This window comes from Methylobacterium sp. ARG-1 (genome assembly GCF_001262595.1).
In the GTDB taxonomy this organism is placed as follows: domain Bacteria; phylum Pseudomonadota; class Alphaproteobacteria; order Rhizobiales; family Beijerinckiaceae; genus Methylobacterium; species Methylobacterium brachiatum.
The window spans coordinates 122,353-138,005 of sequence record NZ_LHCD01000003.1 but is presented as its reverse complement, the minus strand read 5'-3'; the positions used below and the strand labels follow the sequence as shown (position 1 = coordinate 138,005).

The following is a 15,653-nucleotide window of genomic DNA, read 5'->3' as shown; positions in this document are numbered from 1 at the left end:
CGGATCACCGCAGCTCGATGCGGCCGCCGACGGATCGAGTGCCCTCGGCCACCTCCCGCGGCTGCGCCGGGGGCGCAGCGGCCCGGTCGCCCGGTTTCCGGTCGGTCTTCTGCGTGGCCTTGTCGGCGCCACCGGCATCCGGCCGCGCCTCACCGGCAGGCGCGCGCTCGACCGTGCGGAACAGGCCGTTGAGCCCGCCGATCACCTCAAAGGAACGGCGCGAGAGCTTGCCGTAGGCGCTGGCATTGGGATCGAGCGGGGCGGTGGGCCCGCCGGACGCCTGCTGCTGGGCGGCGCGGGGATTGTCCTTCAGGCCGGGCAGGCCCTTGATCTCGATGCCCTGATGGGCCGGCTCCATAACGTCGTGCCAGAGCTGGGCCGGGAGTGAGCCGCCGGTGAGCTTGTTGGTCGAGGTGTGGTCGTCGTTCCCGAACCACACCGCGCCGACGTAATTGCCCGTGTAGCCGACGAACCAGGCATCCCGGTAGGCATTGGTGGTGCCGGACTTGCCGGCGACCTTCACGCCTTCCAGCTGCGCGCGCTTGCCGGTGCCCTCCTCGACGACCTTGTTGAGCATGAAGTTCATGTCGGCCACCACCTGGGGCGACAGAACCCGATCCGGCGGCTCGTCGGCGTGGCGGTAGATCACCTCGCCCGACGAGTTCTTGACCTCCATGGCCGCATAGGGCTTGGCCTTGAAGCCACCATTGGCGAACACCGCGTAGCCGGCCGCCTGGTCGATCACCGTCACCTCGTCGGAGCCGATCGGCATCGAGACCGTGTCGATCAGGTTCGAGGTGATGCCCATCCGGTGGGCGGTCTCGATGATCTTGGCGCGGCCGGCCTTGGCGGCCCGGGCCTCATGGCTGATGCCCATGGCCTTGCCGAGTGCGATCGAGATCTTGATCGGGATCGTGTTGATCGACTTCGCCACCGCGAGCCACATCGGCACCCGGCCGGCATAGGACCGGCCGTAATTCTGCGGGCACCAATTGCCGATGCAGACCGGGCTGTCGACCACCACGGTCTCGGGCTTGTAGAGGCCCGCGGCGAGGGCGGCAGAGTACACGTAGGGCTTGAACGAGGAGCCGGGCTGACGCAGCGCGTCGGTGGCGCGGTTGAACTGGCTCTCGCCGTAATCGGCGCCGCCGACCATGGCGCGCAATGCCCCGTCCGGGTCGAGGATGACCATGGCGGCCTCGTCCACGTCGAAGGCATCGCCGGACTTGCGCAGGATGTCGGCGACCACGTCGTCGGCCCGCTTCTGGATCGCCAAGTCCAGGGGCGTCTTCACGGTGAGTACCCGGTCACTGCGGAGCTTGCCCGCATCGGCCATGCCCTTGATCTCGCCGAAGGCCCAATCGAGGTAGTAATCGGCGGTGATGTCGCGGGTGCGGGTCACGGGCGTGGCCGGATTGCGCAGCGCCGTCTGGATCTGCCCCTCCGTCACGAAGCCGGCCTCGACCATGTTGTGCAGCACGTCGGCCGCACGGGCGCGGGCGGCGGGCAGGTTGACGTGGGGCGCGTATTTCGTCGGCGCCTTGAACAGGCCCGCCAGCATGGCCGCCTCGGCCAGGCTGATGTCCTTGAGCGGCTTGCCGAAATAGTAATCCGCCGCCGCCACGGCGCCGAAGGTGCCGCCGCCCATATAGGCCCGGTCGAGATAAAGCTTCAGGATCTCGTTCTTGGTCAGGTGGCTCTCCAGCCACAGGGCCAGGAACGCCTCGTTGATCTTGCGCTCCAGCGACCGCTCGTTGGTCAGAAACAGGTTCTTGGCGAGCTGCTGGGTGATCGAGGAGCCGCCCTGGGTGTTGCCGCCGCCGCGCGAGTTGTTCACCAGCGCCCGCAGGGTGCCGATCGGGTCGATGCCCCAATGCTCGTAGAAGCGCCGGTCCTCGGTGGAGACCAGCGCCTTGATCATGATGTCGGGAAACTCGTCGAGCTTGAGCGAGTCGTCGTGCTTGATGCCCCGCCGCCCAACCTCCGTGCCGTAGCGGTCGAGGAACGTGACCGCGAGGTCCTGCTGCTTCAGCCAGTTCTCGCTGGTCAGCTGGAAGGCGGGCTGCGCGAAGGCCAGCAGCAGCACCGCGCCGCCGGCGCCGAGGGTGACGGCCTCGCTGGTCAGGTCGAGGGCGAACCGCTTCCAGCCATGCACCGCGAAGCGGCTCATGATCCGCTGGTAGCGCTCGTAGGCCGCGCCGGTGGACCGCCCACTGTCATACAGGCCGGCATTGACCCAGGCATCGAACGCCAGGGCGGCGCGCTCGATGCGGATCTTGATCTCGGTGAGCGTCGGCAGGCGCACGTTGTCGGACCCGGCTTGTCGAGCGCCTTCGCGGCGGAGGATCGAGCGCCCGCGCCGCGGGCATGGTACCCGCGGCCGAGACACCGCGCGGCATGCCCTTCCTTAGCAGGATCCGGAACGGTCGGCGAGGCTCTGCGCGGTCTCGTGATTCGCCGCAGGCCAGGCCGCTTGCCCCGCGGCGTCGGCTCGGGCAGAGACACGCTCTTCCCGATCGTGAGATTGACCGATGTCCAAGCCCGAGGCGTTGCGCCGCGGGGTCGCCGAGCCGTTCTGGCGGACCAAGACCCTCGAAGCCATGACGCCATCCGAGTGGGAGAGCCTGTGCGACGGGTGCGGCCGCTGCTGCCTGATCAAGCTCGAGGACGACGAGACCGGCGAAGTCCACCACACCGATATCGGCTGCACCCTGCTCGATGGCCTGACCTGCCGGTGCCGCGACTATGCCCGGCGCCAGAAGCGCGTACCCGATTGCGTCCGCCTGACCCCGGAGGCGGTGCGCACCATCCCCTGGCTGCCGCCGACCTGCGCCTATCGCCTCATCCGGGACGGCGAGCCGCTCTATCCGTGGCATCCCCTGGTCTCGGGCCGTGCCTCCAGCGTGCACGAGGCCGGCATCTCCATCCGGGGCCGGCTCGCCGGCAACGAGGAGGAATTCTCCGACGACGAGCTGCCGGATCGGATCGTGGCCTGGCCGGGAGCGGATCCGGACGCGCCGTGATCCTCAGGCGAGCCCGGCCCGGCGGCAGAGCAGCCGGCCGCCCGCGAGGCCGTTGAGCCCGATCACCCCGACGACCGCCACCGCGTGGATCAGCAGATCCACCGCGGTGGCATCATGCGGATGAAACGGCATCAGCAGCGTCGCGGCCGCGGCCGCGGCCGCGAGGCCGCCCAGCGCAGCCGTGAGGTTCGGCCGGAGCGGGCAGGCGCGGCGCAGCATGACGACGATCAGAACCGAGAGCGGCACCGAGACGCAGACCAGGAAGCTGAAGCAGCCGGCGACCTCTTCCGGATGCGGCTGGCCGGTGCCGGGGGCGATCCAGTCGCGTAGGCAGCCGAACCCGCTCGCCCCGACCCAGAGGGCCAGCGGCGGCAGCGGCAGCAGCGCCCAGAGCTTGGAGCGGCCCGGCACGCTGGTCGCGAAAGCCGCGAAGGCCGCGCTCGCGGCGGTCAACGACGCGCCCAGCGCCGCGCAGGCGAGATCCGGCACGCCCATGCGCAGCATGAAGCCGCTGGTGTCGATCCGGCTCGCCAGGATCAGCCCGATGAGCAGAGCCGCGCCGAGCCACAGAGCGGCACGAAGAGCGGGAGAAGGCAGCGGCCGGACCGGCTCCAGGCTGCCGGCGAGCTCCTCGACGAGCCGCTCGTGACGGGCCAGATCGGCCATCAGCGCCGCTCCTGCATCAGGTTGGCGCGCAGGGCCTTCAGGGCCCGGTGCAGGTTGACCTTGAGGGCGCCCTTGCTGCGCCCGGTGAGGGCGGCGGTCTCGTCCAGCGACAGCTCGCGCAGGCCGAGATGTTCCACGGCCTGCCGCTGACCATCCGGCAGGGACGCGACGGCGCGCGCCAGGGCGGCGGCGCGGTCGCGCGCCTCGAGACCCTGGCCGGGCTCGGGGCCGGGATCGGCCTCGGCCTCGTAGGCGAGGGGATCGTGAACCTCCCGCGGCCGCCGGCCGGCCCGGCGCAGGCGGTCGATCGCCCGGCGCTGGGTGATGGCGCGCAGCCACGGCAGGAATGGCCGCGCCGGATCGTAGCTGGCGCGCGCCCGATGCACGGTCATCAGCGTGTCCTGGACGACGTCGTCCACCGCTTCGCCGCGCACGCCCTGCGCCCGTGCGATCGCCGAGACGACGGGCAGGCACGCCTTCAGCAGGGCGCGATACGCGGCCGCGTCTCCACCCTGCGCGGCCGCCATCAAGGCGGCCAGGTCCTCTTCGAGCGCCATCCGGGCCCCGCCGCCGATCCGTTCCCCGGCCTGCATCGAGTCTAGCCCGGGGTTGGCATCCGGCGCCAGCACCCATCCGCCCACCGCCAAGCCACCCGACATGGTCAGCATCATCGCAGGCCCTCCGCGACAGCGGCGGGGCGCTCGTCGAGGCGGGCCGCGCCCAGGATGCGGCCATCCTCCGCCTGCAGAAGCAGGGCGGCGGTCTCGCCGGCGGGCGCGGCGGCCTCGACGGTCGCGGCGGCGCCGGACCAGGGGCCGAGATCCTGAATCGCCCGGACGACGTTGGCCTGCTCGAGGGTGCGCCCGGCATTCTCGCCGCGCAGGACCCGGCTGGTGTGGCTCGGATCGAAGCCGATCAGCAGGACCCGGCCGGCGCCGCGGCCCGCCCCGACCCTGGCGGTGAGGCGGCCGCCGTTCCGCGCCAGCGTCACCGCTACGGACGTCCCGGCGCTCCGCGCCTGCGCGATTGCCGACCGAAGGGCGGCCTCGTCCGACCCGACGAGGCCTGCCTGGCCGTCGATCACCGCCTGCGGCGTGTAGCTCGGGCCGCCGAACCGGGCGGCGTAGTCGTTCTGGCGAGCGGTGGCGGCCGGCAGGGAATAGGGGTCGCGCCAGTCGAGATGGTTCCAATAGGTGACGTGGAAGGCCAGCGGCAGCACGTCCGCACCTTCATGGGCGAGCCGGCCGATCAGCGCCTCCGCAGGCGGGCAAGACGAGCAACTCTGCGAGGTGAACAGCTCGACGACGACGGGACGCTCCAGCGATACGGCCGGGTGCACGGCGGCGAGCATCAGGGCAGCGGAGATCAACGCGACGCTTTTCATGGCCGGGCCTCCCGACACCGACGGAGAATGCCGGCGCGTGACCGATCTTTCGGTCGGATGCCGGCGCCGGTTACGCCCGATCGGATCCGTCGAGTTCGAACCGATCCACGTCCCGCAGCAGCTCGACGAAGGCGGCGGCACCGTGATCGAGCGCGGCCCGGCCGGCCGCCTCAGAGCCCAAACGGGCGTCGCCCATGGCTCCAGAGGGATGCAGGTCGCCGGCCTTCCAAGCGAAAGCGGCGGGCCGGCCGGCGCGCAGATGGGTGAAATCCCGGACCATGTCGCGGTTGCGTGGCGGGAAATCGGCGATCCGGTCGGTCCGCACCAGATCCGGCCGCAGGGCCAGCATCAAAGCGGTCTCGACGCCGCCAGCATGGATGCCGTACGCGATCTCGTCGGCGGGAAACAGTCCGTCCGGGTAGCCGAACCGGGCCCAGGATGTCGTCACCGCGATAAGGCCGAATTGCGCCCGCAGGTCGCCGGCGACGAGATCGATCAAAGCGCTGTTGCCGCCATGGCTCGTGACGATCACCAGCTTGCGGCACCCGGCGCGCCGGATTGCGGCGCCGATCCCGGTCCAGGCCGCCAGCGCCGTCCCGGTATCGAGCGAGAGCGTGCCCGGAAAGGCGTCGTGCTCGTCGGATTTGCCGATGGTCTGGACCGGCAGCAGCAGAACGTCGAGGTCGTCAGGCGCGCGCGCGTGGACGCGGGCGAGGTAGCCCTCGGCGATGATCGCGTCCGTGCCGAGCGGCAGGTGCGGGCCGTGCTGCTCGATGGCGGCTACCGGCAGCACCGCAATGGCGCGCCGCATGTCGCGCCGCGCCAGATCGTCCGTGGTCAGATCGGACCAGAGCCGCGCCACCATGATTTTGGCCTGGACCTTCCCTCGAAACCACCGTTCGACGCCGGTTGCCGACGGCGATCTATACCGCCCGAGCGCCCCGCATCGAATGCCGGTCGACCGATTTGGAGCCGGTCAGGCGAAGAGGGCGTCGATGTCGTTCTGAGACGGGGTTTCCTCGATGGCCTGGGGACCGTTGAGGAGCAGGTTCTCGGCGCGGGCGCGGCGGGCCAGTTCCGCCGGATCGGTGGAGGTGGCATCGCGGGCCTTCACGGCGCCCACGAAGCGGGCGAGCCGCTGCTCGAACAGCCGCAGGGCCTCGACCACCTTGGCGATGCGCTGACCAGTAATGTCCTGGAACGCGCAGGCCTCGAAGATCGTGTTGATTCGCTCCTCGACCGCATCTCGGTATCCCGGTCCGTCCGGGAGGCTCAGCATCGCCTCCGCGGCCTCCATGATCGTGTTGGTCGCCCCGGCCGTGGCCTCGACGACGCTGCCGAGCTCCTCATGGACCATGGGGATCCGGTCGCGGCTCATCTCGTTCGCCCGGAGTGCGCCGATCTCCTCGCGCAGATGGGCGATGTAATCCGCGATCTCGATCAACTCGGAGATCACGGCGTGCGGCTCACGGAACCGCATATCGGGCTGGCGCGCGGCGGATGAAGCCATGCTCTCCTCCTGGGATCGGCGACCATCGATGCCGGCGGGCATCGCTCTTAGGCGTCTTCCGGCGTGCCGAGGCCTTCGCCGGAGGGCGCGTTGGACGTGCCAGGGAACTCATCAGTTCCCGCAGACGGCCTCGATCTTGGATTTGAGCGTCGCCGCGTTGAAGGGCTTCACGATATAATTGTTCACGCCGGCCTTTTTTGCCGCAATGACGTTTTCAGTCTTCGATTCGGCGGTGACCATGATGAACGGCGTGGTCCGCAGGTTTTCGTCCGCCCGCACATGCCGGAGGAGCTCGTAGCCGGTCATCGGCTCCATGTTCCAGTCGGAGATGACCAGGCCGTACTTGCGGTCCTTGAGCCGCGCCAGTGCTGCCGTACCGTCAGACGCGTCGTCGACCTCTTCGAAGCCGAGTTGCTTCAGTAGATTCCGAATGATTCGGACCATCGTCTGGTAATCGTCGACAACGAGGATCGGCATGCTCAGATCGAGAGCCATAGACCAACTGCTCCGTATTGCCCGGCGGGGAGCCGCGGCGGCTCCCGGAAAGATGAACGCTTCACTAACGCCGCAAAATAGCCGCGCTGCACAGCATTTAAAATAGGGCACGCGCATTGCGAAGCCGTTAATCTGCAGGTGTGTCATTCGCGGCCGGCTCCTGCGATGTTGCAGCGTGGTCGCTTCGCTTGACCCTCCGGGCGGGTTTCGGCAGGGTCCGGCGGCGTCGGGCCTGACGCGGACAGCTCAGGCGCTTCCATCCGACCCTTCCGAGTCTCCGACCCCGAATCGATGGCCTCAGGCGACGAACCGGCCATGCGGCCTTTCACGATCTGCGGCGCGGACGCTCCAGTCCCGCCCGCCCTGTCCGGCGCGGTCGCGGCGATCGGCAATTTCGACGGCGTCCATCGCGGTCACCGGGTGCTGGTCGAGAACGTGCGCGCGGCGGCGCGCGAGGCCGGCCGGCCGGCGGCCGTGCTGACCTTCGAGCCGCATCCGCGCGCCTATTTCGCACCCGACGCGCCGATGTTCCGCCTGACCTCGCTGGCCGCGAAGGAGATCGTGTTCGCCCGTCTCGGCCTCGACGGGCTGATCGTGCGTCGCTTCGACGGCGCGCTGGCTGCCACGAGCGCGCGTGCCTTCGTGCTGGCGTTCCTCAAGGGCTCGCTCGGCCTGTCCGGGGTCGTGGTCGGCCATGATTTCCATTTCGGCCGTGGCCGCGAAGGCACGCCGGCGGTCCTGGCGGAGCTCTGCCGCGAGGCGGGGCTCGGCTGCCGGATCGTGGAGCCGGTCGCCCTCGGGGGCGAGACGGAGCCGGTCTCATCGAGCGCGATCCGCGCGGCCCTGGCCTCGGGCGACGTCGCCCGGGCCAACGCGCTGCTCGGCTATCGCTGGTTCGTGCTCGGCCAAGTCCGCCACGGCGACAAGCGCGGGCGCCAGCTCGGCTTCCCGACTGCCAACGTGATGCTGCCCGATTGCGGGCTGGCGCACGGTATCTACGCGGTGCGCGTGCGCCTCGGGCCGGGCGAGATCCGCGACGGGGTCGCGAGCTACGGGCGCCGCCCGACCTTCGACGACGGCGCGCCGCTGCTGGAAGTTTACCTGTTCGATTTCGCGGGCGACCTCTACGGGCGGGAGATCGCGGTCGAATGCGTCGGCTACATCCGCGGCGAGGAGCGGTTCGACAGCGCCGAGGCGCTGATCGCGCGCATGCATATCGACGCCGACACGGCCCGGTCCCTGCTGGCCGCCGACCGGACCTCATCGATGCTCGCCTGATTCTCCGAACGCGTGAGATGATGTAGAAGGCGGCCTTGATCAGGAGGCGGATGTGCTGGGTCGCTACGAGCGTGGACAGAACGGCGAGGCGGTCGTCGAGTACGGGGACGGCACCATGCGGGTGGTCAAGCCGGGCAGCTTCGTGCGCTGCGCGGTCACCGGCGAGTCGATCCCGCTGGACGAGTTGCGCTACTGGAGCGCCGCGCGGCAGGAAGCCTACGTGTCGCCCGAGGCGATCATGAAGCGCCTCAAGAAAACTGGACGTCCGTAGCCTCCGGCAGGGCCGGCCGGATCTGGCGGCGCAGCGCCTCCGGATCACCCGGTACCAGGCGCACGCGCAGCACGTCGACCCGGGCCGCGAAGGCGGCGGGCAGCCGCACGGCATCCTTCTCGGTTGTCACGAGATCCGCACCGAGCCGGGCCGCCTCCGCTGCGAGCGCGGCGAGATCCGCGTCGCGATAGGGGTGATGATCCGGGAAGGGCCGCTCGGCCACGATCACGGCGCCGGTCCCGCGCAGCGTCGCGAAGAACTTTTCGGGCCGGCCGATCCCCGCGAAGGCCAGGCAGCGCCGACCGGCGAAACCGGCGCCCTCCAGGATCAGCTGCGCCCGGTGGACCGGCAACCCGCGGCGCTCCGCGATTTCTGCAACCCAACCGCCGGGCGCGCCGTCGCCGACGAGGATCAGGCCCGCGACATGAGGCCATTGCCGCGCGAGCGGCGCGCGCAGGGGACCGGCCGGGAATGGGCGGCCGTTGCCGATGCCGGCGCCGCCATCGACCACCGCCCAGGCGAGATCCTTGGCGAGCGTCGGGTTCTGCAGCCCGTCATCCATGACGATCACATCGGCGCCGAGGCTCCGGCACAGCGCCGCCCCGGCCGGGCGGTCCCGGGCTACGATTGTCGGCGCGTGGCGGGCGAGGAGCAGCGGCTCGTCGCCGACATCCGCGGCGGCATGACCGTCGGGATCGACCCGAACCGGGCCGGCGAGACGCCCGCCATAGCCCCGGGACAGGAAGGCCGGTTTCCGGCCGAGCTCCGTGAGCAACGCGGCGACCGTGATCGCGGCGGGCGTCTTACCGGCCCCGCCGAGGGGGAAATTTCCCAGGCACAGGACCGGGCAGCCGGCGCTGGCGCCGGGCCGATCCATGCGCCGGGCGGTCAGCGCGCCGTAGGCCGCCCCCAGTGGGGCCAGGCACCGCGCGGCCGGGTGGCCGGGCCCCGCCGCCCAGAAGCGCGGTGGCCGCATCAGACCCGCGCGAGCGGCCGTGCGAGATCGCCCCGGTCGAGCCGCTGAAGCTTCATCTGCGCCACGAAGGGTTCGAGCACCGCGAGCGTGCGCCCGACCGCACCCTCGAACGGACGCAGCGCCCCCGGGCCGGCCTCGACCATGCCGGCGAGACGCCTCGGATCGCCCAGGACCTCGCCGACCATGGCGGCCAGCTCGACGCCGTCCTTGACTGGCAGGGCGGCGCCGGCCCGGTCGAGGGCGCGATAGACCGGGTCGAAATTGTCCGTGTGCGGCCCGTGCAGGATCGCGGTGTCGAGGCGCACCGGCTCGATCGGGTTCTGGCCGCCATGCGGGACCAGCGAGCCGCCGAGGAACGCCAGCGGTGCGAGCCGGTAGAACAGGCCCAGCTCGCCGATCGTGTCGGCAACGTAGATCTCCACGGAGGGGTGAGGCCGACCACCGCTGGAGCGTCTGGCGCTGCGCAGATTGTAGGTCGCCGCGGCTTCGGCCGCTTCGGCGCCGCAGCTCGGATGGCGGGGGGCGAGGATCGTCAAGAGCCGCGGAAACTGCGCCTTCAGCACCGCATGGGCGTAGGCAACCATGCTCTCCTCGCCCGGATGGGTGCTCGCCGCAACCCAGACCGGCCGGCCGGCGATCATGCCCTCCAGATAGGCGCGTTGCTGTGGATCGACCGGCGGGACCTGGGCGTCGAATTTCAGGTTGCCGGTGATGCTGACCCGGGGCGCGCCGAGCTTGGCGTAGCGCGCGCCGTCCTCCTGGGTCTGCGTCAGGCAGACCGCGATCCGCGACAGAAGCGCCTTGGCGGTGCGCGGGCAGCGCTCCCAGCCCTTGAACGACCGCTCCGACATCCGGCCGTTGACCAGGATGAGCGGGATCTCGCGGGCGTCCAGTTCCAGGATCGTGTTCGGCCAGATCTCCGACTCGGCCACGATGGCGAGGTTCGGCTGCCAATGGGCGAGGAACCGCGCGACCCAGCGCGGCGCGTCGAGCGGCACGTATTGGTGCACCGCCCCGGGCGGCAGCCGCCCCCGGATCAGCTCGGCGGCCGAGCGGGTGCCGGTGGTCACCAGCACCGAGAAGCCCCGGGCGATCATGCCCTCGACGAGACCGATCAGCGACAGGACCTCGCCGACGCTGGCGCCGTGCATCCAGGCGAGCGGGCCGACCGGGCGGGCCCGGCCCGGCAGGCCGCGCCGCTCGGGCAGCCGCAGCGGATCCTCCTTGCCGCGATGGGCGCGCCAGGCGAGGAGGCCGGCCAAGGCGGGCTCGCCGACCCGCAGGCCGGCACGGTAGACCTGCAACGGCAGGGTCACGGACGGGAGCTTCACGCGGATTCCCCGACCAGATCGGCACCCGCGGCCGGCGGCGCGCTGCGATAGAGCGCTGCGCGGTCGGCACGTCCCACCAGCGCGTAGGCGCGGGCATGGACTCGGTTCATCTCGGCTTCGAGGCGCCGCCGCAGCGCCTCGAATTCCTCGCCGTCGCAATCGCGGGCGACGTGGATCGGCTCGCCTAGCACAACCGCGCCCCGCCCGAACGGCAGGCCGAGACAGGCCCGGTCCCAGGATTTGAAGCGCAGGTGCCGGCTCGTCACCACGGCGGCCGGGACGATCGGCCGGCCGGAGAAGCGTGCCAGCGTCAGGATCCCGGCATCGCAACGGCGTGAGACCTTCGGCACGTCCGCGCTGAAGGCTACGGACTCGCCGGCCTTCAGGGCCCGCAGCATCGCCCGCAACCCCTCGGCCCCGCCCTTGGCGCGGGTATCGGTCGCCCGGTCCCGGCCCCGGGCGCCGGAGGCCCGGATCACCCGCACGCCGAGATGCTCCAGCGCGATCGTGTTGATGTTGCCGTCCGGATTCTTCGAGATGATCGTGGCCACCCGGTCGCTCGGCCGGCGCATGAACGGCATCATGATGTGCTGCCCGTGCCACATGCCGGCGATGAGCGGCACCTGCGCGTCGATCCACCCATCCGCGGCACCCGGGCCGGCCGCATCGGCATGGACCTCGAAGCGATTCGTGGCCTGCACGAGCCGCAGATACCCGGCCGCCATGCGCCCGAGGACGCGCTGAACGGCGGGATGGCGAAGGATGCGCTTGCCGAGACTCATGAGACGCTTGTGGCAGCCGGAGCGGCGCAGCCCGAACGGACCGGGCGGGGATTCGTCCGCCCACGGTCTAGTCCCCTGGCCCGAGCCAACGCAACTCGCGCGCCGCCAGGGATAGCGAATCGACCCCTCGTCGCACCCGCTCCGCGCAAGCTTGACCCTCGTCCAACAAAAGATCGAACCTTCCTTGTTTAGAGACGTTCCAATATATAGATTGGAACGTCTCTAAACAGGAGCGCCAGCCCGTGGCAGCAGCCCTCGATACAGCGGCCGAGGTCGCCGAAGCCCGGCGTGTCTTCGCCTTGCGCTATGTGCAGCCCGGACTTGCGGGCCTGATCGACGGATCCGTCTCGACCCTGGCACCGATCTTCGCTGCAGCCTTCGCCACCGGCCATAACGGCGCGACCTTCCTGGTCGGGCTCGCGGCCTCCGTGGGGGCGGGCATCAGCATGGGCTTCACGGAGGCGCTGTCGGATGACGGCAGCGTCACCGGGCGGGGGGATCCCTGGATGCGTGGCCTGGTCTGCGGCGTGATGACGACGCTCGGCGGCCTCGGACATACGTTGCCCTACGCGATCCCCGACCAGCTCCCGCCGGGCTGGCCGGATCCGTTCCTCCTCGCCACCAGCATCGCGGTCCTGGTCGTGATCGTCGAGCTGGTCGCGATCGCGGCGATCCGCACGCGCTTCATGGCGACGCCGTTCTGGCGTGCGGCGCTGCAGGTAATGCTCGGGGGCGCGCTGGTGCTCGCCGCCGGGATGCTGATCTGCAGCGCTTGACGCGGGGCCTCGCGACCGCGATGCGGGGCGCGTCCATGCCCCTCTCGAGCGTTGATCGTCGGCCTTGACCTTCCGCCTGGCCCATCTGAGTGACCCGCATGTCGGCCCGCTGGGCCGCGTGCGCCTGCACCAGCTCATCGGCAAGCGCGCCACCGGCTACGCCAACTGGCGGAGGGGCCGGTCGCGCAGCCACGACATGACCGTGCTCGAAACCCTGGTGGCGGACTTGAAGCAGCAGGGGGCCGCGCATGTCGCCTGCACGGGCGACCTGTGCAACATCGGCTTGCCGAGCGAGTGGGAGACCGCGCGCACGTTCCTCGAAGCTCTGGGCTCGCCCGAGACGGTGAGCTTCGTCCCCGGCAATCACGACGCCTATGTCCGCGGCTCCCTGGAAGGTCTGCTGGCGGCCTGCAGCGGCTATACCGGCGACGATTCGGGCTCGTCCGGCCGGTTTCCCTATCTTCGGCGGCGTGGGCCTGTGGCGCTGGTCGGCCTGTCGAGCGCCATCCCGACGAAGCCCTTCGTGGCAACCGGCCGCCTCGGTCCGCCGCAGCTCGCGGCCGCCGAATCCCTGCTGCGGGCCTTGGCCACGGAGCCCGGAAAGCCGTTCCGGGTGGTGATGATCCACCACCCGCCTCAGCCGGGGGGCGCGTCGTCGGGGCGCGAACTCAAGGATGCCGCCGCCTTCACGGCGATGATCGCGCGTGCCGGGGCCGAGCTGATCCTGCATGGCCACAACCACACCACCACCAGCGCCCTGGTCCCGGGACCGGACGGACGCTTCGTGCCGGTGATTGGTGCGCCCTCGGCATCGGCGCGGCCGGACGGGCATGGCGGCCTGGCGGCACGCCGCGCCTCCTACCTGCTCTACGAGATCACTCGGAATGGTGCCGGCTACGCGGTGAGTGCGCGACGGCGCGGCCTCGATGCGGGCGGAACTGTCTGCGACCTCGGTCCGATCGCCCTCGACTAACGTCCGCGTCCCTGAGCGTCGTCCGGTCCGAGGCCGGCCGCACCCGTTCGGGGGCCGGCCTCGGCACAGGATTCAATTGCTCGCGGAGGCGAGTTCGGCCCGTTGCTGCTGGCTGATGCTGGCTTCGTAGCGCTCGGCCTGAAGGCGGGTTAGGCCGCTGATCAACGCGAGAGTCCCGCGATAGACAGTGTAGGTGCCGTCGTGAGTCGGCTTGACGCGAATCATCTCTGCCATGGAAGCCTGCCTTGTGCTGGAGGTTGCCTGTCTTCGTCGGAGGAGAGCGATCCTTCTGCTGATCTGGCCGGTCGAACGCGCGAACAGTGACGAGGTTATCAATCGATCTATGTCTGGCAAGGGTCGGTTACGGCGAAATGCTTAGCGGCTTCTGCTGCAGTGCGGGAAACCGTTGCCACCGCTCGCGATCGATGCGTGCCTAAAAATGCGGCCGGTCCCTTGCATACAGAATAAGGTGACGCCGGACCGTGCCGCGGCCCCAGGCGACACGAATCGAAAGCGAATCCCGCCCCCGTGGGGCTCGGCGAAGGGACCTCTCATGCAGCTCTGGCGTCTGACCGCGACCGACCTCTCGACCCTGATCCGCACCGGCCAGGTTTCGGCCCGGGAGGTTGCGCAATCCGCCCTCGGTCGGCTCGATGCGGTCAACGGCCGGATCAACGCGGTGGTCGAGCATCGCCCCGAGGAGGTGCTGGCGCAGGCCGACGCGGTCGACGCCGCCCGCGCCCGCGGTGACGCCCTCGGGCCGCTCGCCGGCGTGCCCGTGACGATCAAGGTCAATGTCGACCAGCGCGGCTTCGCGACCACGAACGGGCTGCGCCTCCAGCGTGACCTCTTGGCGGCCGACGACAACCCCGTGGTGGCCAACCTGCGCCGGGCCGGGGCGGTGCTGCTCGGGCGCACCAATACGCCGGCCTTCTCGCTGCGCTGGTTCACCACCAATCTGCTGCACGGGGAGACCAAGAACCCGCGCGATCCGGCGCTGACGCCCGGGGGCTCGTCCGGGGGCGCGGGCGCCGCGGTGGCCGCTGGGATCGGGGCGATCGCTCACGGGACCGACATCGCCGGCTCGGTGCGCTATCCGGCCTATGCCTGCGGCGTGCACGGTCTGCGCCCGAGCCTCGGTCGGATTCCGGCCTGGAACGCCTCGTCGCCCGAGCGCGGAATCGGGCCTCAGCTCATGGCGGTGTCGGGACCGCTGGCCGGCAGCATCGCGGATCTGCGTCTCGGCCTCCACGCGATGGCGGCCGCCGACCCGCGCGACCCGTGGTGGGTGCCGGCGCCGCTGGACGGTCCCGCGGTGCCGTGCCGGGCGGCCTTGTGCGTACGGCCCGGTGGCCTCGCGGTCGTGCCGGAGGTCGAGGCGGCGTTGCGCGAGGCGGCGCGCCGGCTGACCGAGGCTGGCTGGTTGGTCGAGGAGATCGCCGACACGCCGCCGATTCGCGAGGCCAGCGCGCTGCAGCTGCAGCTCTGGCTGGGCGACGGCTACGCCGCGGCCCGGGCGGCCGCCGACCGCGAGGGCGATCCGGCGGCCATCGATCTGCTCGAGTCTTTTCGCGGACGGGCGGAAGCGATGGCGCCGGACGCCATCGCCAAGGCACTCGTCCGCCGGGCGACGCTGGCCCGGGAATGGTCGCTGTTTCTCACGGAGCATCCGGTGCTGCTGGTGCCGGTCTCCGCGGAGCTGCCGTTCCCGGACGGGCTCGACCGCACCGGCACGGACGGGATCGAGCGCGCCTTCGAGGCGAACCTGCTGCAGGTGGGCCTCGCGCCGATCGGTGTGCCGGCGCTCACCGTCACCACCGGCCTCGTCGGGCGGACCCCCGTCGGCGTCCAGCTCGTGGCCGCCCGGTACCGGGAGGACCTGTGCCTGGCGGCGGGTGCCGCGATCGAGGCGGCCGGGGTGCCGGAGATGCCCGTCGATCCCGTCTGAGCCGACGCCAGTCGGCCAAGGGGAACCAGATTGAAATGGCCTCGCTTATACAACTGATAGTTGTGCGAGGTCCCCATGTCCGTGATCGCCACCGCAGGCTGCGTCGGAAGTTCACTGGTCTGCGCGCTGGCAGCCTCCTCGGGGCCGTTGCTGGCTCTGGCAGGATTTTTCGGAGGCGGCACGATCGGCGGCATGATCGGCGCCGTGGCGGTCGCAGCGCTGGGCTGGGGCCGGGCCTGA

Annotated in this window: 17 protein-coding genes and 1 pseudogene; 7 read left to right on the top strand and 11 right to left on the bottom strand. The window is 70.7% G+C overall.

Going from position 1 to position 15,653, the window contains the following annotated elements:
- Nucleotides 1-4 precede the first annotated feature (4 nt).
- Nucleotides 5-2,305 (bottom strand): PBP1A family penicillin-binding protein, encoded by a 2,301-nt coding sequence (locus AKJ13_RS04355; RefSeq protein WP_050732256.1) that lies wholly within the window; start codon nucleotides 2,303-2,305, stop codon nucleotides 5-7.
- Nucleotides 2,306-2,531: 226 nt separating this feature from the next.
- Between AKJ13_RS04355 and AKJ13_RS04350 the strand changes: the two genes are divergently transcribed.
- Nucleotides 2,532-3,023, top strand: coding sequence for a YcgN family cysteine cluster protein (locus AKJ13_RS04350; RefSeq protein ID WP_007560010.1), 492 nt, complete (start codon nucleotides 2,532-2,534; stop codon nucleotides 3,021-3,023).
- Between the two features lie 3 nt (nucleotides 3,024-3,026).
- Here AKJ13_RS04350 and AKJ13_RS04345 read toward each other — a convergent pair whose 3' ends face one another.
- The 6 genes from AKJ13_RS04345 to AKJ13_RS04320 all read right to left on the bottom strand — a co-directional run bounded on the left by AKJ13_RS04345 (nucleotide 3,027) and on the right by AKJ13_RS04320 (nucleotide 7,078).
- Complete coding sequence (locus AKJ13_RS04345; RefSeq protein ID WP_050732255.1) at nucleotides 3,027-3,689, bottom strand: NrsF family protein; 663 nt, start codon at nucleotides 3,687-3,689, stop codon at nucleotides 3,027-3,029.
- Entirely contained in the window at nucleotides 3,689-4,360 is a 672-nt protein-coding gene (locus AKJ13_RS04340; protein ID WP_244471509.1) for a sigma-70 family RNA polymerase sigma factor, read from the bottom strand. Before AKJ13_RS04340 ends, AKJ13_RS04345 begins: the two co-directional genes overlap by 1 nt.
- Nucleotides 4,357-5,073, bottom strand: a complete 717-nt coding sequence (locus AKJ13_RS04335) for a DUF1223 domain-containing protein (RefSeq protein WP_050732254.1) — start codon at nucleotides 5,071-5,073, stop codon at nucleotides 4,357-4,359. The genes AKJ13_RS04340 and AKJ13_RS04335 overlap by 4 nt, the downstream gene beginning before the upstream one ends.
- A gap of 70 nt (nucleotides 5,074-5,143) precedes the next feature.
- Entirely contained in the window at nucleotides 5,144-5,938 is a 795-nt protein-coding gene (locus tag AKJ13_RS04330) for a creatininase family protein (RefSeq protein WP_050732253.1), read from the bottom strand.
- A gap of 111 nt (nucleotides 5,939-6,049) precedes the next feature.
- Nucleotides 6,050-6,583, bottom strand: coding sequence for a protein phosphatase CheZ (locus AKJ13_RS04325; RefSeq protein ID WP_050732493.1), 534 nt, complete (start codon nucleotides 6,581-6,583; stop codon nucleotides 6,050-6,052).
- A 111-nt stretch (nucleotides 6,584-6,694) separates the two neighbouring features.
- Nucleotides 6,695-7,078 carry a response regulator gene (locus tag AKJ13_RS04320; protein WP_007560016.1) on the bottom strand — a complete coding sequence of 128 codons (384 nt, stop codon included), beginning with the start codon at nucleotides 7,076-7,078 and terminating at the stop codon, nucleotides 6,695-6,697.
- 291 nt (nucleotides 7,079-7,369) lie between these two features.
- On the opposite strand from AKJ13_RS04320, the gene AKJ13_RS04315 reads away from it, so the two are divergent.
- Both AKJ13_RS04315 and AKJ13_RS04310 read left to right on the top strand, forming a co-directional pair.
- Nucleotides 7,370-8,356 carry a bifunctional riboflavin kinase/FAD synthetase gene (locus AKJ13_RS04315; protein WP_050732252.1) on the top strand — a complete coding sequence of 329 codons (987 nt, stop codon included), beginning with the start codon at nucleotides 7,370-7,372 and terminating at the stop codon, nucleotides 8,354-8,356.
- 52 nt (nucleotides 8,357-8,408) lie between these two features.
- A complete protein-coding gene (locus tag AKJ13_RS04310) occupies nucleotides 8,409-8,627 on the top strand; it encodes a DUF2093 domain-containing protein (protein ID WP_050732251.1) in 219 nt (72 codons plus the stop codon).
- Here the strand turns inward: AKJ13_RS04310 and lpxK are convergent.
- The 3 genes from lpxK to AKJ13_RS04295 are packed head-to-tail and all read right to left on the bottom strand — an operon-like array spanning nucleotide 8,605 to nucleotide 11,716.
- Nucleotides 8,605-9,603: a tetraacyldisaccharide 4'-kinase gene (gene lpxK / locus AKJ13_RS04305; protein WP_050732250.1), complete on the bottom strand. Its 999-nt coding sequence runs from the start codon at nucleotides 9,601-9,603 to the stop codon at nucleotides 8,605-8,607. The two genes, AKJ13_RS04310 and lpxK, sit on opposite strands and share 23 nt — an antisense overlap.
- Entirely contained in the window at nucleotides 9,603-10,934 is a 1,332-nt protein-coding gene (locus AKJ13_RS04300; RefSeq protein ID WP_050732249.1) for a 3-deoxy-D-manno-octulosonic acid transferase, read from the bottom strand. Before AKJ13_RS04300 ends, lpxK begins: the two co-directional genes overlap by 1 nt.
- Entirely contained in the window at nucleotides 10,931-11,716 is a 786-nt protein-coding gene (locus AKJ13_RS04295) for a lysophospholipid acyltransferase family protein (RefSeq protein WP_050732248.1), read from the bottom strand. The genes AKJ13_RS04300 and AKJ13_RS04295 overlap by 4 nt, the downstream gene beginning before the upstream one ends.
- Before the next feature lie 284 nt (nucleotides 11,717-12,000).
- Between AKJ13_RS04295 and AKJ13_RS04290 the strand changes: the two are divergent.
- Both AKJ13_RS04290 and AKJ13_RS04285 read left to right on the top strand, forming a co-directional pair.
- A pseudogene (locus AKJ13_RS04290) lies at nucleotides 12,001-12,492 on the top strand (VIT1/CCC1 transporter family protein); the annotation flags it as partial.
- A 64-nt stretch (nucleotides 12,493-12,556) separates the two neighbouring features.
- Nucleotides 12,557-13,465, top strand: coding sequence for a metallophosphoesterase (locus tag AKJ13_RS04285; protein ID WP_050732246.1), 909 nt, complete (start codon nucleotides 12,557-12,559; stop codon nucleotides 13,463-13,465).
- Between the two features lie 72 nt (nucleotides 13,466-13,537).
- Here AKJ13_RS04285 and AKJ13_RS32175 read toward each other — a convergent pair whose 3' ends face one another.
- Nucleotides 13,538-13,699 (bottom strand): hypothetical protein, encoded by a 162-nt coding sequence (locus tag AKJ13_RS32175; RefSeq protein ID WP_007560031.1) that lies wholly within the window; start codon nucleotides 13,697-13,699, stop codon nucleotides 13,538-13,540.
- Nucleotides 13,700-14,018: 319 nt separating this feature from the next.
- On the opposite strand from AKJ13_RS32175, the gene AKJ13_RS04280 reads away from it, so the two are divergent.
- Nucleotides 14,019-15,413 (top strand): amidase family protein, encoded by a 1,395-nt coding sequence (locus AKJ13_RS04280; RefSeq protein WP_050732245.1) that lies wholly within the window; start codon nucleotides 14,019-14,021, stop codon nucleotides 15,411-15,413.
- A 75-nt stretch (nucleotides 15,414-15,488) separates the two neighbouring features.
- Nucleotides 15,489-15,653, top strand: a complete 165-nt coding sequence (locus AKJ13_RS32170) for a hypothetical protein (protein WP_200905584.1) — start codon at nucleotides 15,489-15,491, stop codon at nucleotides 15,651-15,653.